This is a genomic window from Chryseobacterium sp. JV274 (assembly GCF_903969135.1).
Classification (GTDB): Bacteria; Bacteroidota; Bacteroidia; order Flavobacteriales; family Weeksellaceae; genus Chryseobacterium.
On sequence record NZ_LR824569.1, the window covers coordinates 3,018,144 to 3,037,932 of the forward strand.

Sequence of the window (19,789 nt, forward strand, 5' to 3'; positions counted from 1 at the left end):
AATGTAATTTACAAGCCTTAGTATATTTAGCAAACTGCAATTTTATCAACTCTGTTCTGGTGTCTTCCACCTTCGAAATCTGTTGAAAGAAATTTATCTACAATCTCAATCGCCAGTTCCTTTGATATAAATCTCGCAGGCATTGAAATCATATTGGCATCATTATGCTGTCTTGCCAGCGTTGCAATCTCCGGCATCCAGCAAAGAGCGCATCTTATTTTCTGGTGTTTGTTTGCAGTGATCTGAACCCCGTTTCCGCTTCCACAGATAAGAATTCCAAGCTCATTTTCTCCGTTTTCCACAGAGGTTGCAGCAGGGTGTACAAAGTCCGGATAATCCACACTGTTTGTGGAAAACGTTCCAAAATCCTGAACTTCAAATCGTTCTGAAAGATAGTTCTTAACAATCTCCTTATATTCATAGCCTGCATGGTCCGCTGCAATAGCAATTTTTCTTTTCATAATACTCTTATTAAGCTTTATTAGATTTTATTTCCTTACAAAGGTAAGAATAATAACAATTCGTGTTAGTAAACCCTGAGTTAATTGTTAAGAGGTATGTTAATAACTGTGGAAAACTTTTCTCAACTTTCTATTTTTAAAGATCAATTTATTTCGTAATAGAAATTCTTTCCGCAAATTTTTACCACAACTTTCCAGATGTTTTCTTCAGCTATCCCCAGATTTTTCCATAATAAAATAACTAATAATGACTTGATCTCAAAGTTACCAACATTTGTTAATAAGTATGTGAAATAGCGGGTTTACAAGGATTTATATTGTGAGTTAAATATGAATTGAATAAAAGTTGAATGTTATCAATTTTTAGCCTAAAACTTATCCCCGAAACTAACAACACTCAACAACAACTACATTATTCTTTTTTTATAAAGAGAAAAAATTGTTGATTAATGGGTGATTGGGTTCGGGGAAAGTTTTTGAAAACTTTTATTTTAATCAATCTGTTGAAAAAGTTTAAAACCTTACATTTGTGAAACGAAAATTCAATGAGTTTCATGAATTTGTCTCCGCTGGATTTGCGGAAATGCAAACCGGGATCTGGCCAGCGAGACTTCATAGAACTTTGACAAAAATAAATCTGCTTATGAAAACAATCAATGATTTCAATTTTAAAGATAAGAAAGCTCTGGTAAGAGTGGACTTTAATGTTCCTCAGGACGATCAGCTGAAGGTGACAGACAATACAAGAATTGTTGCTGTAAAACCAACAGTGGAAAAGATCCTTAATGATGGTGGTTCTGTCATCTTAATCACACACCTTGGAAGACCAAAGGGAGAAGTGAAAGATGAATTTTCTCTTAAACATATTCTTGGCGAAGTTTCTGCTGTTCTTGGACAGGAGGTAAAGTTTGTTGATGAATGTATCGGAGAAAAAGCGGAACAGGCTGCTGCAGATCTGAAACCAGGGGAGATCTTATTATTGGAAAATGTACGTTTTCATAATGAAGAAGAAAAAGGAGATGCAGGTTTTGCTGAGAAACTTTCTAAACTAGGAGATGCTTATGTAAACGATGCATTCGGGACTGCACATAGAGCTCATGCTTCTACAGCAGTAATCGCTCAATATTTTCCTTCAACTAAATATTTCGGTTTATTAATGGCTAATGAACTTAAAGCTATTGATAAAGTATTAAAGAGTGGTGAGAGACCTGTTACAGCTATCCTTGGTGGTTCTAAAGTTTCAACTAAAATCACCATTATAGAAAATATCCTTCCTGCTGTTGACAATTTGATCATTGGTGGAGGGATGGCATTTACCTTTATTAAGGCTCTTGGAGGAAAAATTGGTAATTCTTTAGTAGAAGAAGATAAACTTCCTTTAGCTCTTGAGATTTTAGGCAAAGCAAAAGAACATAAAGTAAAAGTATATCTTCCTTCTGATGCTATTATCGCTGAAAGTTTTAGTAATGATGTGGAAAGAAAAGAAGCTGATATCTATGCAATCCCTGAAGGATGGATGGGCCTTGATGCAGGCCATAAATCAAGAGATCAGTTTAATGATGTATTGTTAAATTCAAGAACTATTCTTTGGAATGGGCCAATCGGAGTTTTTGAAATGTCAAATTTTGCTGGCGGAACTGTTGCATTAGGTGAGAGTATTGCAGAGGCTACCAGATTAGGAGCTTTCTCTTTAGTTGGAGGAGGAGACAGTGTTGCTTTTGTTAAGCAATTCGGATATGCGGATCAGGTAAGTTATGTTTCTACCGGTGGTGGTGCCATGCTTGAAAGTCTTGAAGGACTTGAGTTACCAGGTGTAGCTGCAATCAACAATTAAATAAAAATTAAAGATATTTTATAGCCTGCTAATTATATTAGCAGGTTTTTTTGTTTTTGAATTTATAAAAAATTCCTTTATTGATCGGATTTTTCATAGTATCTTAGATATAACCTGTAGTTATATTGGTTTGACTTGAATTCGCTTTCAGTCACTTAGGTATTTAATAAATTGTGTGCTTAGTTTTTCTTTTTAAAATTTGGGATTAGAAAGAATGTGTTCTTGTTTTCATAATCAGATTTTTGTGATAGATTAGCTATGATTTTTGATATGAATTTGTACTTTTTTGAGAGATAATGATATCTTTTTTTTATTAATTATCATGTTGTATTTTACAAACATTAGATTGATAAAATGATGTGATGTGACATAAAATTTCTGAAAGCTAAGAGTATTTTCTGATAACAATTTTTTGCCGAAGAATTTGTGATTGCTTAAATTGGATCTTGGAGTTTCATTGAACCTTTAAACTCTATAATAATTTAGGTAATTATATACAACTTTGCATTAATCCTGCTATATTACTATTGTGACGCTGTCATTTTGAATGTAACGTAGTGAAATGAGGAATCTAAGCTTTACATGAGATTTTTCCTTCGTCAGAAATCGATGATTCGTCCATAGTCAATGACAATGGTGTAAAATTCAATTGTCACCATAATTTACATATGTATGTGACTTGTTAGTATTTTTTTTAATTTAAAGAGCAAGTTTTATATGTTTAAGCTTTATTTTTATCTGAATTTTATATTTTTTTATTTCACATATTAGTGATAGTTTTGTAATGTATTCTATATCAGTTTTTAAACTATTTTTTATTGTTAAATTATATGCTGTTTTTACTTTAAAGGGTAGTTAAAAATTAGAAATTATTTATTGAATACTATAAAATGAAGGATGAACTCAGTTTTCAAGAAAAATAATTTCAAGAATTTTTTTGAAATATATTTGCTTTACTCTTTTCTGCAACCAGTAATTTTTTTCGGTACTTTTTATTTTATCAGAATTTTCAACTTCATTATTTTTTTGAACTTTAAATTAACCTAAAGAAATTTCTTTGAAAATTTTTTATGTGAAAGATAGAATAGAGTAGGGGAGTTTTATATTCCGGATTTTAAATTTCCTTTTCTGGTTGAACATAAAATTTTTTGACTAAACAGATTTTAGATTTTGGATTTGATCAAAAAGAAATTTACTAAGGCTCTTAATTTTTTATTTTTTCCAATGAAGTCCCCAAAAATCGACCTTTATAATCACCTTTAAAATCTAAAAACTAAATTTTCCCGAGTATTTACATCTTGAGTAATTTTGAGTCGAAATTTATACCCTTTTTGTCAGGATTTAGTTTCTAATATCTGTTTTTTCTATTTTTTTTGGATCAACTTTGTTCAGAAACTGGAAAGTAGATAAATGATTAGAGCAATACTTTAACTGAATCAAGAATAAGAGTTCTTGATTTTTCTTTTTTTAATTGAAATGGAGTAGGGGAGTATTTATTATAAAAATTATAAGGATCTTAAATTTTAAAGTTTCCTTTTTCTAAATGATTTTAGTTGAAAAATAGAAAACTCAGGAGAAAAATCCTGAGTTTTTATTTTTTAAGCCTTGAAATGCTAAAATCCGACCTTCATAAATGGGTCAAAAATCCACTTTCTATCTTTTTTCAATAATGTATATCAAACTTGAAAATTCGTTGGAAAATAATGCTTTTACGTTTGAAATTGTTCCGTAGACTACTGCTTTTACCCAAAAAAGGGGTGATTTTTTGTATTTTTCGCTCAACATTGAGATGTAATAGGAGTCTAGCACTAAAGGTTTTATTTTTCTCATTTTCCAGTTTGGTTTTTTTGAAATCAGATTTTCCATTCCAACTTTTGAAAAATGATAAATGTGTCTGGGTACATCATAGGCGGCCCAATATTCTTTATAATGTTTTGCATCATATGAAGTAGGGTTGGGAACAGCAATAATAAGAATTCCTTTTTCTTTTAATTTCCCGTGAAATGCACTAAGCATTTCATCCTGGTTCTCGATATGTTCAAACACATGCCATAGGGTAATAGCATCTAAGCTGTTTTCTTCAATTGCATTGATATTATCTAATATAGAAGCTTTCGTTATTTTTCCTTGTGCTGCTTTTCTTGCATCTGCATCTGGTTCAAAACCGAAAGTTTCAAAATCATTTTCTATAAATTTAACAAATTCTCCGGCACCGCATCCATAATCAAGAACTTTTGATCCTTTTTTTATTCTGTCTACCAATACATTTTTCTTGTATTGAAGATTAAAAGACTGAAGGAATTTATAAAGCTTTTCTTTCAGACTTCCGGAATCCTGATGATGAGAAATGTAATCTTCACTTTCATAATATCTGGAAATATCGGATGGAATAGGAGTGGTCCTGAAGACTCCTTTTGTTTCTGTCTCTTTAATTTCAAAAATTTCCTGTGAAAGAAAATGATCTTTTATTTTCATTGAAATCGTTATCTTTTATATTGTAAAAAAAATTAAGATATCCAGAGCTTGATGTATGCTCACAAATACCTTAATTTTTGCTTTATTATTTTTTATGTTTCACGTGAAACATATCTTTTTTAACGTCCTAAATAGACTAGTAAAACGTTGATATCGGCTGGAGAAACTCCACTTATTCTTCCTGCCTGGGCAATAGTCTTTGGACGTACGTTAGACATCTTCTGTTTTGCTTCTGCAGAAAGACTGGAAAGCTTTGTGTAATCAAAATCCTCAGGAATTTTAATATTTTCCAGACGGTTTAGTTTGGCTACATTTTCTTTTTCTTTCTCAATATATCCTTTATATTTAATATTGATCTCAGCCTGTTCTCTTACTTCATTGTTGTATTGGCTTGAAACTTCTTTAATGAAATCAATTTCATCCAGTTTTCCTAATGTCATATGAGGTCTGGTAAGAATCTGTGCTGCTCTATATGCCTGATCTACCGGATTGCTTTCTATAGATTCAAGAACAGGGTTGATGATACCTGGTTTTAAAGAAGTTTCGCGAAGGAATTCTTCAAGTGATTGACTTTCAGATACTTTAGTTTCCATCCTTCTTAATCTGTCTTCTTTTGCCAATCCTAAGTGGTAAGCTTTTTCAGTTAATCTGATATCTGCATTATCTTGTCTCAAAAGAAGCCTGTATTCGGCACGTGAAGTGAACATTCTGTAAGGCTCTTCAGTTCCTTTTGTGATAAGATCATCTATTAAGACTCCGATATAAGCTTCATCTCTGTTTAGAATGAAATCGCCTTTTTCATGAACTTTATTGTGAGCATTGATGCCGGCGATTAATCCTTGGCCTGCTGCTTCTTCATATCCTGTTGTTCCGTTGATCTGTCCTGCGAAATATAAATTATCAATTAATTTTGTTTCCAGGGTATGTTTTAATTGGGTAGGAGGGAAGTAGTCATATTCAATTGCATAACCTGGGCGGAACACTTTTACGTTTTCAAATCCAGGAATATGTTTCATTGCTTTGATCTGTACATCCTCAGGGAGAGAAGAACTGAATCCGTTTACGTAGATCTCTACAGTTTTCCATCCTTCCGGTTCTACGAATAGCTGGTGTCTGTTTCTTTCTGCAAAACGGTTGATCTTATCTTCAATACTTGGGCAGTATCTTGGACCTAAACTTTGAATTGTACCATTGAACATTGGGCTTCTGTCAAAACCTTCTCTCAAAATATCGTGTACTGTTTCGTTCGTATATACGATATGGCAGCTTAATTGTTTTGTCAATTTTGGGGTGTCAAGATAGCTGAACTTTTGAGGATTTTCATCTCCTTTTTGTTCTTCCATTTTTGAGTAATCCAAACTTCTTCCATCTACTCTTGGTGGAGTACCGGTTTTCATTCTTCCTGCTTCAAATCCTAAAGTGACCAATTGTTCTGTAATTCCAAATGCTCTTGGTTCACCCATTCTTCCTCCGCCTAATTGTTTATCTCCAACGTGAATTAAACCATTAAGAAAAGTTCCGTTAGTAAGAACTACCGATTTTGCTTTAATCTCAATTCCTAAAGAAGTAACTACTCCGGTTACTTTGTTATTTTCAACAATCAGTTGTTTCACCATATCCTGAAAGAAATCAAGATTGGGTGTATTCTCTAATGCTAAGCGCCATTCTTCGGCAAAAAGCATTCTGTCATTTTGGGTTCTCGGAGACCACATCGCAGGACCTTTTGAAAGATTCAGCATTTTGAATTGTATAGCAGATTTGTCTGCTACAATTCCGGAATATCCTCCCATTGCATCAATCTCTCTTACGATCTGTCCTTTTGCGATTCCGCCCATTGCCGGGTTGCAACTCATCTGTCCGATGGTCTGCATATTCATTGTAACGAGTAGTGTTTTTGAACCTAGGTTGGCAGCGGCTGCTGCTGCTTCACAACCTGCATGTCCGGCACCTACTACTATTACATCATATATTTCTGAAATCATTTTTATCTCGCTTGTTTTAAGCTTTAAACCTTATCTTTATAACCAATGTTTCACGTGAAACATTTTTGAAGAATGCACTCTAGGTAAAGTTATATTATTACTAGAATTGAGTACTTTAGGTATGGGACTTTAAGTGATTGTTCAATTTTAAAACTTTAAATCCACGTATTTGGCCAAGTACAAATCTTCCATTCTCCGCATCTCTTTTTCTTCCTCTTCCGTCTTGTCTTTATAGCCTATAAGGTGTAAAATACCATGGGCTAAAACTCTTCTTAATTCTTCTTCATAATCTCGGGATAGGGTAGAGGCATTATCAGAAATGCGCTGCAAAGATACGAAAATCTCAGCGCTTATTGTCTTGCCTTTTACATAATCAAAAGTGATGATATCTGTATAATAATCATGCTGCAAATAATCCTGATTAATCTTAAGAAGATATTCGTCATCACAGAAAATGTAATTGATTTCTCCTGGCTTTTTTCCTTCTGAAAGAATAAGATCTTCCAGCCATTTTTTGTAATCTGTACTTACCGACTCTGGTAAGCTTTCGTAAAAGAACTGTATCATTTTTTTAAAACCAGTGTCCTAGAATAACACTGAATATACCTTTTTGGTTGTTTTTAAGTGAGTGGCTGAAGTTAACTTTTATCTGCCCGAAAGGAGATTTGTAACCTGCCGTAATTCCCAGGGAACTATAATTTACTTTAACTGCGTCTTCAAACTTGATATCATTTGATAAGTTAGCAAAGCTGAAGTTTCCACTGATGAAATAGTTTTTGTTAAATTTAAACTGAACATCGTTTGAAGCTAATATCACATTATTAGTATAAAGCTGGGCAAAATAAAATCCTCCAAAACTTTTAAAATTCATTAGATTCTGCTCAAAAATTCCACCCAATCTGTATTGGTAGTAAGCAGGAAGATTTTCACCAATAGTAACCCCTCCAAACACGTTCAGACGGTAAGTGAATTGTTTACCCAGAGGAATATTGATTTTAAGATCTGCTTTGATCTGAATTATTCTTTTATCAACTTCAGATTTTAAAAGATCCACTACCTTTCCTTCTGCAGCAAAATAAATTCCTTTGGTAGGAAACTCTTTATCATCCTGCGTATCGGTTTTTATGAAGATGTAAGGGTTCAGAAAACGGCTGTAACGTCTGTTGTCTCCATTGCTGTTTTCCGCTTTGAAATAATCATGGCTGATACCACCTCCAATAGCAAATTTATCCTTCCATATAGACTGTATATAGGCTTCATTTCTTAACCATTCCCATCGGTCCACAACATAATTATCAACATTTTTTATATCGAAACTCATTCCTGATGAATAAAGACCAAATCCAGGAATGTATCCGTTATCTATAAAATAGTTCATATAATATCTCACGCGGTCTCCCACAACAACATCCAGGGAAAGGTTTGAATTTTTAAATAACAGCCTCTTTGCTGAATAATTTAAAAGAAGCCCAGTTTTGAAAACTTCATCATAATGCAGCCCGAATTTTATAAAATGGCGGGTGTCATCTTCAGTGACATAAAGCTTTAAGTAGTTGGCATCATTTTCCTGAACGATATCATAATTGATAAAACGATAATTATTTGTCGCCACCAATTTATCCACCATTTTATTGATGCTTCCATAAGTCTGTAAAGAGGGTAGACGAAGTCCCATTTTCCCCAGGGTGTAGTTTTTACCATATATTTTACTTCCTTCAATAGAAATGCTATCTATCTTGTATACGTTGGAATATATAGGGTTTATGCGTTGTCTGAGGCGGTCAAAAGGGCGCTTTGGCAATTGATCCAGTACTTGTGAATATTTGAGCCCTTCTACATATCCGCTGTCCAGAATTTTCTTCTTATCGTCATAGCTTGTTGCAGACATGCCCTTCAGGTTGGGTTTGATATTGATGTCTGTATATTTATACTGTTTTCTTGTATCTTTCTTTATTCCGAAATCGATTACCTGATTCAGTATGGATATAATATTGTTTAAATCCTCTCTTTTTGAAAGATCCTGATTAAGATCCACTCCAATCACAATATCGATTCCTTTGTCCTTTAAAGGCTTTGAAGGATAGTTTACAGTCATGGCCCCGTCAATATAAATGCTGTCGCCAATTTTAACAGGATCCATTAAAGAAGGAAAAGCAGAACTCGCCATAATAGATTGTACGAGATCTCCTTTTTCAAAGATCTGCATATTGCCGCTTTCCAGATTGGTTGCAACACACATGAATGGAATGGGCATTTTGGAAAAGTCCTCAATATTGGAAACATTTTTAAAAAGTTCTTTCAGAAGATAAACATTTCTTTGGCCAGTACTGATAGAAGAGGGAAGTGTGATTTTTCCGTTTTTGAGCGGAATGGATAAAAGATATTTGTCTACAGATTTGTTAAAAAAGCTGGTTTCCTGCCTGGATTTTGGATCCATAATTAAAGAATAGAAATCCGTATCCATGACAATTTTTTCTATTTCTTTTCCGGAGTAACCTGCGGCATACAAACCCCCTACAATGGCACCCATACTTGTTCCGGAAACATAGTCCACCTTCACTCCCAATGAATCTAATACTTTAAGAACTCCTACATGTGAAAACCCCTTGGCTCCGCCACCGGCCAGCGACAGTCCTATCCTTGGATTTTTAGGAATCACCAAATCTTTTTTTACCTGAGAATGGATCAATAACAGTTGGAATATGGAAAGCAGAATCAGGAGTTTTCTCATAGTTAATCTTTTATATAAATCCGTTTCACCCGAGGTGAAATGGAGGTTAATACTTCATAAGTTATCGTTTTGCAGTAGCCTGCGAATTCTTTTAAACTTGGTTTGGCATTGAAAACAGTTACAGTATCGCCTTCTTTTACATTTGGAATATTATCTACATTAATCATCATCATATCCATACAGAGGTTTCCAACAATTGGTGCCAGGACTTTGTTGATACCTACATTTCCTACCTGATTTCCTATCAATCTCGGAATACCATCTGCATATCCAACAGGTATAGTAGCAATTCTGGTAAGATGATCAGCTTTATACTTCCTGCTGTAGCCTACAGATTCTCCGTTTTCAACCATTGATATCTGTGAAATTACGGTTTTAAAACTTACAACAGACTGCAGCTGCTGTTGAATTTCATTATCCGGTGACTCTCCAAGCATTCCAATACCGATTCTTACCATATCAAACTGATAATTGGTATAGCTTGTTATTCCGGATGAATTCAGAATATGACGAAGCGGAGCGTATTCTAATTTTTCTATCAGGTAACTGGAATTCTTTTCAAAAACTTCCAGCTGCTTCAAAGTAAATTCTTTTTCTTCAGGCATATCAGAAGATGATAAATGGCTGAACATGCTCTGAACTTTCAGATTTTTTTGGCTTAAGGTTTCGCTTAACTGATCCAGTTCAAAATCTTTAAAACCAAGACGGTGCATTCCGGTTTCCAGTTTAATATGGATAGGATATTTTTTATCATAACCTGATTTCTGAACGGCTTCATAGAATAATTCCAACACTCTGAAGCTGTAAATTTCAGGTTCCAGATTATATTCTATGATCGTCTGATAGCTGTGCTGCTCAGGATTCATAACAATGATAGGAGTTGTGATTCCTTTTTTACGAAGTTCAACTCCCTCATCCACATAGGCTACCCCCAGATAATCTATGTGATGATGCTGAAGAAATTCTGATACTTCATAACTTCCCAGACCATAAGCATTGGCTTTTACCATTGCCATCATTTTAGTTCCCGGTTTCAGCAATGATTTATGATAGTTGATATTGTGAAGAATAGCATTAAGATTTACTTCCAGTACCGTATCATGTTTTCTAAGCTCAAGAATATCTTTAAGCTTTTCAATCTCAAATTTTCTGGCTCCTTTTAGCAAGATAATCTGATTTTCTATTTCAGTAAGATGCTTACTTTCAATTAGCTCCTTAGTGTCAATAAATGTATATGTTTTAGCTTTAAATAATTCACTGAAGTTTGATATTTCATCACCGATTAAGAAAACAGAATCAAAATTCTGTTCATTCACCAGCTCAGAAACTTCCTCATATAATTCTTTTACGTTGGTACTCACCCCTACGATGTCAGTTAAGACCAGGGATTTTTTAGACTTATTATATTCATTCAAAAATTGCAGGGCAGTCTTCAATGAATCAAGATCAAGATTAAAAGAATCATTGATGACAATATTGCCTTTAATTCCTTCGATCGCTTCAAGCCTCATTTCAACGGCTTTTAAAAGGTTGATTTTTTCAACGATCTTTTTATTTTCGATATTCAGTTCCTTGAGAACTGTGATAAGCGCCATAGCGTTGGTTAATGTAGCTTCGTCTCTCTGATGAGCAGGAAAACTGATTTCTTCGCCAAAATAATCAACAATAATGTTGTCATCCTTGGAAATATTGCTTTTGATGAAAACCTGGTTCTCTTTTTTAAAACCGTAAGAAATTAATTTTTTATCAGAATAGAAGTTTTTAATTTTTTGTTCAACCAAAGAATTGTCACCATTATAAATGATTACTTCAGAATTTTTAAAAAGACTGATCTTTTCATCAATGAGTTGCTCTTCAGAAGAAAAATTGGCAGCATGAGCTGTCCCGATGTGGGTGAGCAGCCCGATTTGAGGATGGAACATATTTTCAAGTTTATCCATCTCATGTGGTTTTGAAATTCCAACTTCAAAAATTCCCAGCTTATACGAACTGTTGATCTGAAGAAGAGACAGCGGAAGACCAATCTGAGAATTAAAACTTTTAGGACTTTTTACAGTAGGAAATTCATTCCAGAGGCATTGATATAACCACTCTTTTAAAATAGTCTTACCATTACTTCCCGTGATTCCGATAGATTGTAAATGAGAATTTTCGAAATGATATTTTGCTAATTTTTGAAGAAACTCCACGGAATTTTCAACAATAAGCCAGGTTATATTTTCAAACTCCGGATAATGATGTTCAGAAATAATGACATTGATTCCCCTGCCTACTGCAGAATCTATAAATTTTTCGCCGGAATTTTTATGGGTATTGATCGCAATAAAAGCTGTATTTTTAGTAGAATAAATAATCCTGCTGTCATACGCTATATTTTTGATCATTAAATTACTGTCTCCAATGATCTGTGCATTGGTGATTTCTGCAATGTGTTGTACTGTATAGTTCATTGGTGCCCTTTCTGCTTTATTTTTTGAACGAAACAGCAGAAGTAAAACTTCAAGAAAGTAAGAAAATGATAATTTATACTGATTCTTTTTTCCAGATTTTACTCTATTGCTTTCTCGTTTTTATTTTTTATTGAGTGAATATTTTTTATGGGTGTATTCAATCCCTTATTTTCTTTTTAAAAGTACTTCGTCAATAAATACACGGCGGCTTACTGCTTCATAGCTTTCAGTTTCTCCCAATTCTACCAGATTATCTCCCTGGGAAGTTCTCATAGAATAGTTGGCGAGATTACCTGTTCTCTTACAAATAGCATGCACCTTTGTGACATACTCGGCAGTAGCCATCAAATTGGGCATTGGCCCGAACGGACGGCCCAAAAAGTCCATATCCAATCCTGCAATGACCACTCTGATCCCGCTATTGGCAAGCTGGTTGGCAACATCAACAATACTTTCATCAAAAAACTGAGCTTCATCAATGGCTACTACATCACAATTGGAAGCCAACAGAAGAATTTCATTAGGATTTTCTACTGATGTACTGCGGATTTTATTCTGATTATGAGATACTACATCCTCTTCAGAATATCGTATATCCATTTTTGGTTTAAAAATTTCCACATTCTGTCCTGCCATTTCCGCTCTTCGCAATCTGCGGATCAGTTCCTCGGTTTTACCCGAAAACATAGAGCCACAAATCACTTCCATCCAACCACTTTGTTTGGAATGATTAATTGTATTTTCTAAAAACATTTGTTAAATTAGCCGTATATTTTTAACATCAAAAGTAAGCAATTTTAATAAGAATCTTATTATGCAGAATATCCAAGATTTAAAGGAAAAGATTTTTTTTGAGTCCATGAATATCATTGATAATCTGGACAAAATAAGCAACGTAGACGAATTACTTTCCAAGCAAGATCTTGTAGATGAGCTTGCTAACAGGATTTCTTTTTTGAAACTGCTGGAAAAGAATATTGAATATTTTGTTACAGATCATCCGGAGCAGTCTCCGAACAATGAGTACATCTCTTTTGCATCCGGAGAAACGGAACATTATGATAAAGGAAATGAAGTAACAGAAGAGGAAGCTATTTTCAATAATGAGCTGAACGAAATTGATGAGAATGAAATTTTCTCAACCGGTTCTGAAGAAGAGGAAGCTGCTTTCAATAATCAGCTGAATGAAATTGTTGAAAATGAATTCCATGAAAATATTGTGAGCTTTGTGGAAGAAGGTTACGAAGAAAAAACACTGGAAAACACTCAGGAACAGGCTTCTGGTCATGAAACTTTAGAAGAGGAAGCCGTTTTCAATAATCAGTTGAACGAAATTGATGAAAATGAAATTTCAGAAGAGCAGAGAGCTGTTCTGAGCTTTGTAGATGAAGAAAAAATTCTTGCTGATTCTACACCAGATTCTGATGAAGATCTCAATGAAGACCTGTTTCATGATGAAGTGACTGAGGAAGAAGCCATTTTCAACAACCAGCTGAATGAAATGGATGAGCAGGAAGAGGAAAACATTGAGCAAGAATCAAAAAAAGAAACTGATTTTGCCGGGGTAAACGATGCTAAAGTTCCTGTGACAGAGATTATTCCAAGTATTTTTGATACAGAAACTCTGGAAGATGAAATACTTATCGAAGAAAACGAAGAGCAGTTTGTTGCTTCAAATGTTTCTATTGAACAGGGTGAATTGGCCACAGAAACTTCGAATGTGGAAAATATACTGAGCGAGATAAAAAATGATCATTCAGTAGAAGAGACAAAAGAGGAAAGCATCCTTGCTGAAGTCTATGACAGAAGAAAAATCGTTGAGATCGATAAACCTTCTGCCGAAGAAACAGAAAAACATCCTTCTGATGAAAGCTTTGAAAATTTAGAAGCGTATCACCAGGAGAAAAAAATAAAATTAGCCAATATCAAAGGAATGAAGGCTGTTCAGTCACTTTTTGATGACGATCCTTTGGAAAGAGAATTTCCTAACGAAAAAGAACATGTGGCAGAGAAAGAAGATAGCGGAAGTATTCTGAAGTCTAATATTCCTACCAACTTTATGGAAGCAGACAAACAGAAACCGGAATTTAAACTGGATCTGAATGACAGAATTGCTTTTTCAAAAATGCTCTTTGAAGGAAGTCAGACAGATCTGAATGATACGGTATTTCAGCTGAACCAGTTCAAAACACTGGAAGAAGCCAAAGAATATCTTAGTGATCTGTATTACGAAAGAAAATGGAATAAAGTGGATGAATATGCTCAGAGACTTTGGATATTGGTGGAAAATAAATTCTTATAATTTTGAGCGGAATCTTATATTTTGTTCCCACACCTGTTGGGAATCTGGAAGATATGACTTTCAGGGCGGTAAATGTCCTTAAAGAAGTTGATTATATTTTATGTGAAGACACCAGAACTTCCGGAATACTTTTAAAACATTTTGAAATCTCAAAGCCTTTAAAATCTTATCATTTACATAATGAACACCAGGCAACGGAGAAAGTAATTACAGACCTTAAAAACGGTCAGAATATCGCTATTATTACCGATGCGGGAACTCCCGGTATTTCGGATCCGGGATATTTGCTGGCAAAAGCAGGAGCAGACAATAATATTGATATGATCTGCCTTCCCGGAGCAACAGCTCTCATTCCTGCACTTGTAGTTTCAGGACTTCCCAATAATGAATTTTTATTTGCGGGTTTTTTACCACAGAAAAAAGGCAGACAGACAAAGCTTAAGCAGCTTGCTGAAGAAAAAAAGACCATCGTTCTTTACGAAAGTCCCCATAAAATCAATACAACGCTGGAGCAGATAAAAGAATTCTTCGGAGAGGAAACTAAAGTAAGCTTAAGTCGTGAGATCTCTAAAAAATTTGAGGAAACCAAACGGGGAACAATCAATGAATTAATTGAATTTTCCAAGAGTAAAACATTAAAAGGAGAGATCGTTCTTATTGTCAACAATTCTATTTAATTTTTCTTGAAAAAATTAGTCTTTGTATTATGTTCTGTAGTCTGTACAGCACAGACCAACCAATATATGAAAGTGATCCTGTCAAAAAAGACAGGGAAGGAGGTGACTTCCTATTCAGACGGATATGGAACGGTTTACGATTCGGGTTCTAAAAAGCAGGGAATCATAGACTCTTTAGGAACCATTACCTTTGAATCTCCTTACAGAGGAGGAATTTTACATATTTTTAAAAACAGATTTATTCTTTATTCTGAAGATGGCAATAATAGAAAATCAGCCATTATTAACGAAAAAGGGAAGGAATTCATTGCTTTGGATGATCAGGAATTCAATACACCCTGGTGGAGCAAAGACCGTATTATTTCTTCGAAACAGGATAAAGAAGCCGTCTATGATTATAATGGGAAAGAAATTATTCCTTATGCTGAAAAAATCCGTTTTTCGGGAAAGAACAGATTCTTTGTTTTAAAAGATAAAAAATGGTTTCTGTATGACCTTGACGGAAAACAGCTCAGCAGCCGCGAATTTAAAGAAGATTACAGCTTTGAATATGGCAAAGCACTGATCATTAATGAAGAAAATGAGAGTGAAATCATAGGAAATAACGGTCAGACCCTGCATAAATTTTCAAAACAGGTGGTAGATATCAATGCATATCCTTATCTGATTACTAAAAATAAAAGTACAGGAAAATATGGTTTGATAGATGCAGAAGAAAATACAATTGCAGAGGAAATCTTTAATGATATCACACCGGAATACTTTGGCAGAAAAGAATACATCTACCTCATAAAAAATGGAAAAACAACGGTATTCAATAAAAAAGATAAGAAGCTGTATTCCCAGACTTTTAAATATGTAAATCCTTTATTGAGTAATTTCTTCAGTGTTTATAACGATAAAGTAAAAAAATCCGGAATTGTTGATCTGGAAGGGAATATTATTTTTCCTCTGGAATACGATTTTATTAAGGCTTTTAGCATTTCCGGAAAAGATTTTATCTATCTTAAAAAAGGAACTGAAGAACAATTCCTGGATAAGGATATTAAAAATATTGTTGGAGAAGGAGTACAGATTTTAGGCTTTTATCCGGACAATCTTATTATTGGAAAACAGGATCGTTACTATAGGTTTTCTGTGAAGGATGGCTCAACGGCAGAGCTGAAGAATATCAGTGAAATCAGAAATGAAGACGTTGAATATTTTAATCCGCTTAATCAGTATTCAAAACCATTGGTATGTAAAAATACAAACAATTTATATGGTATTCTGGATGGGAAAGGAACGGAAATTGTTCCCTTTATTTACGAAGATATCATTACATTCGGGAATGCTGAGAACGAAATTGTGGTAAAGAAAGAAGGAAAATTCGGAGTTTCAAACTTTCAGAATGAGCCTTTGAAGGAGATTATTTATGATAAATATTTCTGGCAGAAAGAAGTACTGAAGCTGGATAGAAGCAAAAAAACAGACTTTATTTATTTCACGAGATTTAAAAATAATCCTGTTCAGCTTTGATAAAAATCTAAATAATTATCAAAATAATCCAGTATTTTAACAATTTAAATGGGTTGAATAACAATTTATAATATCTTTGCAAACCGTTTAATTCCGGATAGGAATTGTAAAAATTATAAGTGTCAGCTGTCACAAGCTGAATGAGTTAAAAGAAAATAATTATCAATAGATATGAAAATATTAGAAGGAAAAGTAGCACTAATTACCGGAGCTACAAGAGGAATCGGTAAAGGTATCGCTGAAATGTTTGCTCAGCAAGGGGCAAAAGTAGCATTTACCTACGCTGGCTCTGTAGACAAAGCAAAAGAATTAGAAGCAGCTTTAAGTTCTGTAACCCAAATTAAGGGATATCAGTCTGACGCATCAGATTATGATGCTGCCCAGAAATTGGTGGAAGATGTGATGGCAGAGTTCGGGCAGATTGATATTTTAATAAACAATGCAGGGATTACAAAAGATAACCTGTTATTGAGAATGTCCAAAGAAGATTGGGATAAAGTAATCAAAGTAAATTTAGATTCAGTTTTTAATCTTACCAAAGCGGTAATCAAACCGATGATGAAGGCCAGATCTGGATCTATCATCAATATGACTTCTGTAGTAGGAGTGAAAGGAAATGCCGGACAAGCCAACTATGCAGCTTCTAAAGCAGGTGTAATAGGATTTACAAAATCTGTGGCACTGGAATTAGGATCAAGAAATATCAGATGTAATGCTATTGCTCCAGGATTTATTGAAACTGAAATGACAGCCGTTCTGGATGAAAAAACGGTTCAGGGATGGAGAGAGGAAATTCCAATGAAAAGAGGAGGGCAACCTGCAGATATCGCAAATGCATGTGTATTCCTGGGCAGCGAAATGTCAGCTTACATTACCGGACAAACGTTAAATGTTGACGGTGGAATGTTAACTTAGAAAATGAAAAAAGTACAGAATATAGTATTATTCTTGTCGATTTTAATAGGCGTCGGTCTGGCATACATTAGTTTTTTTAATGTATATCAGACCGATGATTATTTCTGGTCCTATACAACCAGAAAAGCAGGATTGCTGCAAAGTTTTATAGATACCTATACAACATGGGGCGGAAGGTATTTCGGGTATTCAATTAATATGTTTAATCCAGTCTTTTACGACAGCAATACGATTCTCCCGAAAATATATCCTGTTTTCTTACTACTTTCCTTTATTGGAATTTCAGCATTAAATTTTAAAGAATATTTCAACTATTCTCTGAAAGAATCCCTCAAAAAAGGATTTCTTCTGTTTTTCTTTTATACAGTGCTTCTTGTAAGCTTACCAGAACATTACTTCTGGATCACAGGTTCCAATGTCTATTTCGTTCCTGTTATTTTATCCGGGATCTTACTTTATTTTTTCAAAAAATATCAGGATACAAAACAGAAAATATGGTTTTACCTTTCAGTTTTGTTTATCATCATTCTGATGGGTTCTAATGAAATTCTGGCATTGATTCTTGAAGGCCTCCTGTTAGTATCTTATTATCAGAAACGGAATAAAGAAAGCCTGTTTCTGGTACTGTTAGGAACCGTTTTTTTGCTAGCATGTTTTCTTGCACCAGGAAATTTCAACAGAATGGGAGAGGTAGAAAGAGGAATTGTAAAATGGCTGAAAAGAATTGCTCTTTTTGGTGCTGATACATTCTATGTAGGATTAAAAGTTATTGCAGTACTTCCATTATTTATTAAAGTTTTTGAAGAAGAACTCAAAAAGATCACTGCCCAAATTACATTGAAAAAAGCAGTTCTATTTTGGTCTGTTTCATTGATTCCCTTGTTATTTACGAGCTATATTCTCACCTCTATTGCAAGACAGTTTGAAAGTATACTCTTTTATTTTTTGCTTACTTTTTCTCTGTTAGTATATTTTAAATTTGAAAAAATTAAAAAATTCTGGTGGATTTCTCTGTTCATTATTTTTCTTCCTGAACTTAAAATTTTCCCGGAAAAATATGATTATTTTAATATTGATTTTAATGGTGAAAATATTATGATGGAACTTGTGACTACAGATTTGAAAGAATATGAGAGAGAAATGAACGAAAGAGTAGATATTATCAAAAACTCTCCTCAAGACTCTGTTGTAGTAGATAAAATAAAAGAGATTCCGAGAATTTTATATTTCGATGAAATGGCTTCAGAAAAAGAACAGGAAACCTATGTAAATGATCAGCTCCAAAAATACTTTAACAAAAAATATATCAGAACAAAAGAATAAAATAAAGGCTTTAGATAATAATTCTAAAGCCTTTATTATGTTTTTATTTTTAGTCTTTAAAAACCTGATTTTCCTGTTCCTGAACACGGATAAAAGTGGTTCTCTTGGAAAGCTCTTTAAGTTTTGAAGCGCCTACATAAGTACAGGTAGACCGTACACCTCCCAAAATATCTTTTACGGTGTCTGCTACAGGACCTTTATACGCGGCTTTCACAGTTTTGCCTTCAGAGGAACGGTATTCTGCTACACCTCCGGAATGCTTATCCATTGCAGTTTTGGAACTCATCCCATAGAAAAGACGGTATTTTTTCCCATTTTCTTCAATCATTTCTCCACCGCTTTCATCATGACCGGCAAACATTCCACCCAGCATTACGAAATCTGCGCCGCCTCCAAAAGCTTTTGCAACATCGCCGGGAACTTTACATCCGCCATCAGCGATGATATGTCCGCCTAAACCATGGGCAGCATCAGCACATTCAATAATAGCAGAAAGCTGAGGATATCCTACTCCTGTTTTTACTCTGGTAGTACAAACTGATCCAGGGCCAATTCCTACCTTTATGATATCGGCACCTACAAGAAGCAGCTCTTCTACCATTTCTCCGGTAACGACATTTCCAGCGATAATGATTTTATCCGGAAAATTAGCTCTTGCCTTCTTCACAAATCCAACGAAATGCTCAGAATAACCATTGGCTACATCAATGCAGAGAAATTCAATTTTTGGATGCTTTTCAAGGATTAGTCTTATTTTTTCTTCATCGGCTTTTCCTGTTCCTGTGCTTAAGGCAATATATTGATAAATACTTTCAGGCTGACTCTGTAGAAACTGATCCCATTGCTCGGGGGTGTAATGTTTGTGAACAGCTGTGATAATTTTTTCTTTTGCCAGCTCTACAGCCATTTCAAAAGTTCCTACGGTATCCATATTGGCGGCAATTACCGGAACACCTGTCCATTTTTTCTTAGTATGTTTAAAGGTAAACTCTCTTTGTAAATCAACTTCTGACCTGGATTTTAAAGTAGAACGCTTAGGGCGGAACATTACATCCTTGAACCCCAGTTTTATGTCATATTCTATACGCATTTTGTAATTATTTGTCAGAATAAAGGTAGTG

At 34.3% G+C, this 19,789-nt stretch carries 14 protein-coding genes; 6 read left to right on the plus strand and 8 right to left on the minus strand.

The genetic code is table 11. The features are described from left to right. Positions 1–26 precede the first annotated feature (26 nt). On the minus strand, positions 27–461 hold the full coding sequence (gene rpiB, locus CHRYMOREF3P_RS13915; RefSeq protein WP_027372149.1) for a ribose 5-phosphate isomerase B: 435 nt from the start codon (positions 459–461) through the stop codon (positions 27–29). 643 nt (positions 462–1,104) lie between these two features. Between rpiB and CHRYMOREF3P_RS13920 the strand changes: the two genes are divergently transcribed. Continuing rightward, the gene (locus tag CHRYMOREF3P_RS13920) at positions 1,105–2,295 is read left to right on the plus strand and encodes a phosphoglycerate kinase (protein ID WP_180564873.1); all 1,191 of its coding nucleotides are present in this window, start codon (positions 1,105–1,107) and stop codon (positions 2,293–2,295) included. 1,653 nt (positions 2,296–3,948) lie between these two features. On the opposite strand, the gene CHRYMOREF3P_RS13925 is transcribed toward CHRYMOREF3P_RS13920, so the two are convergent. The 6 genes from CHRYMOREF3P_RS13925 to CHRYMOREF3P_RS13950 all read right to left on the minus strand — a co-directional run bounded on the left by CHRYMOREF3P_RS13925 (position 3,949) and on the right by CHRYMOREF3P_RS13950 (position 12,686). After that, positions 3,949–4,770 carry a class I SAM-dependent methyltransferase gene (locus tag CHRYMOREF3P_RS13925; RefSeq protein ID WP_180564874.1) on the minus strand — a complete coding sequence of 274 codons (822 nt, stop codon included), beginning with the start codon at positions 4,768–4,770 and terminating at the stop codon, positions 3,949–3,951. Between the two features lie 119 nt (positions 4,771–4,889). Next, positions 4,890–6,752 (minus strand): tRNA uridine-5-carboxymethylaminomethyl(34) synthesis enzyme MnmG, encoded by a 1,863-nt coding sequence (mnmG, locus tag CHRYMOREF3P_RS13930; RefSeq protein WP_077413226.1) that lies wholly within the window; start codon positions 6,750–6,752, stop codon positions 4,890–4,892. 147 nt (positions 6,753–6,899) lie between these two features. Beyond that, positions 6,900–7,319, minus strand: a complete 420-nt coding sequence (ybeY, locus tag CHRYMOREF3P_RS13935; RefSeq protein WP_077413227.1) for an rRNA maturation RNase YbeY — start codon at positions 7,317–7,319, stop codon at positions 6,900–6,902. A gap of 4 nt (positions 7,320–7,323) precedes the next feature. Further along, the gene (locus CHRYMOREF3P_RS13940) at positions 7,324–9,483 is read right to left on the minus strand and encodes a patatin-like phospholipase family protein (protein WP_077413228.1); all 2,160 of its coding nucleotides are present in this window, start codon (positions 9,481–9,483) and stop codon (positions 7,324–7,326) included. A 2-nt stretch (positions 9,484–9,485) separates the two neighbouring features. Next, positions 9,486–11,933 carry a bifunctional UDP-N-acetylmuramoyl-tripeptide:D-alanyl-D-alanine ligase/alanine racemase gene (locus tag CHRYMOREF3P_RS13945; protein ID WP_180564875.1) on the minus strand — a complete coding sequence of 816 codons (2,448 nt, stop codon included), beginning with the start codon at positions 11,931–11,933 and terminating at the stop codon, positions 9,486–9,488. Between the two features lie 165 nt (positions 11,934–12,098). Continuing rightward, the gene (locus CHRYMOREF3P_RS13950) at positions 12,099–12,686 is read right to left on the minus strand and encodes a thymidine kinase (RefSeq protein ID WP_077413230.1); all 588 of its coding nucleotides are present in this window, start codon (positions 12,684–12,686) and stop codon (positions 12,099–12,101) included. A 61-nt stretch (positions 12,687–12,747) separates the two neighbouring features. On the opposite strand from CHRYMOREF3P_RS13950, the gene CHRYMOREF3P_RS13955 reads away from it, so the two are divergent. The 5 genes from CHRYMOREF3P_RS13955 to CHRYMOREF3P_RS13975 all read left to right on the plus strand — a co-directional run bounded on the left by CHRYMOREF3P_RS13955 (position 12,748) and on the right by CHRYMOREF3P_RS13975 (position 18,668). Then, positions 12,748–14,235, plus strand: a complete 1,488-nt coding sequence (locus tag CHRYMOREF3P_RS13955; protein WP_180564876.1) for a hypothetical protein — start codon at positions 12,748–12,750, stop codon at positions 14,233–14,235. Positions 14,236–14,237: 2 nt separating this feature from the next. Further along, entirely contained in the window at positions 14,238–14,912 is a 675-nt protein-coding gene (rsmI, locus tag CHRYMOREF3P_RS13960) for a 16S rRNA (cytidine(1402)-2'-O)-methyltransferase (protein ID WP_047377914.1), read from the plus strand. A 6-nt stretch (positions 14,913–14,918) separates the two neighbouring features. Next, the gene (locus CHRYMOREF3P_RS13965; protein ID WP_180564877.1) at positions 14,919–16,430 is read left to right on the plus strand and encodes a WG repeat-containing protein; all 1,512 of its coding nucleotides are present in this window, start codon (positions 14,919–14,921) and stop codon (positions 16,428–16,430) included. A gap of 171 nt (positions 16,431–16,601) precedes the next feature. Continuing rightward, a complete protein-coding gene (gene fabG, locus CHRYMOREF3P_RS13970) occupies positions 16,602–17,345 on the plus strand; it encodes a 3-oxoacyl-[acyl-carrier-protein] reductase (protein WP_047377912.1) in 744 nt (247 codons plus the stop codon). A gap of 3 nt (positions 17,346–17,348) precedes the next feature. After that, the gene (locus tag CHRYMOREF3P_RS13975; protein WP_077413233.1) at positions 17,349–18,668 is read left to right on the plus strand and encodes a DUF6056 family protein; all 1,320 of its coding nucleotides are present in this window, start codon (positions 17,349–17,351) and stop codon (positions 18,666–18,668) included. 49 nt (positions 18,669–18,717) lie between these two features. Here CHRYMOREF3P_RS13975 and CHRYMOREF3P_RS13980 read toward each other — a convergent pair whose 3' ends face one another. Next, the gene (locus tag CHRYMOREF3P_RS13980) at positions 18,718–19,758 is read right to left on the minus strand and encodes a GMP reductase (protein ID WP_077413234.1); all 1,041 of its coding nucleotides are present in this window, start codon (positions 19,756–19,758) and stop codon (positions 18,718–18,720) included. Positions 19,759–19,789: the final 31 nt, after the last annotated feature.

Coding starts and splice junctions, on each gene's coding strand:
- CHRYMOREF3P_RS13940 (WP_077413228.1), bottom strand. CDS start 9,483: ATGAGAAAACTCCTGATTCTGCTTTCCATATTCCAACTGTTATTGATC.
- mnmG (WP_077413226.1), bottom strand. CDS start 6,752: ATGATTTCAGAAATATATGATGTAATAGTAGTAGGTGCCGGACATGCA.
- CHRYMOREF3P_RS13955 (WP_180564876.1), top strand. CDS start 12,748: ATGCAGAATATCCAAGATTTAAAGGAAAAGATTTTTTTTGAGTCCATG.
- ybeY (WP_077413227.1), bottom strand. CDS start 7,319: ATGATACAGTTCTTTTACGAAAGCTTACCAGAGTCGGTAAGTACAGAT.
- CHRYMOREF3P_RS13945 (WP_180564875.1), bottom strand. CDS start 11,933: ATGAACTATACAGTACAACACATTGCAGAAATCACCAATGCACAGATC.
- CHRYMOREF3P_RS13950 (WP_077413230.1), bottom strand. CDS start 12,686: ATGTTTTTAGAAAATACAATTAATCATTCCAAACAAAGTGGTTGGATG.
- fabG (WP_047377912.1), top strand. CDS start 16,602: ATGAAAATATTAGAAGGAAAAGTAGCACTAATTACCGGAGCTACAAGA.
- CHRYMOREF3P_RS13920 (WP_180564873.1), top strand. CDS start 1,105: ATGAAAACAATCAATGATTTCAATTTTAAAGATAAGAAAGCTCTGGTA.
- rpiB (WP_027372149.1), bottom strand. CDS start 461: ATGAAAAGAAAAATTGCTATTGCAGCGGACCATGCAGGCTATGAATAT.
- CHRYMOREF3P_RS13975 (WP_077413233.1), top strand. CDS start 17,349: ATGAAAAAAGTACAGAATATAGTATTATTCTTGTCGATTTTAATAGGC.
- CHRYMOREF3P_RS13980 (WP_077413234.1), bottom strand. CDS start 19,758: ATGCGTATAGAATATGACATAAAACTGGGGTTCAAGGATGTAATGTTC.
- CHRYMOREF3P_RS13925 (WP_180564874.1), bottom strand. CDS start 4,770: ATGAAAATAAAAGATCATTTTCTTTCACAGGAAATTTTTGAAATTAAA.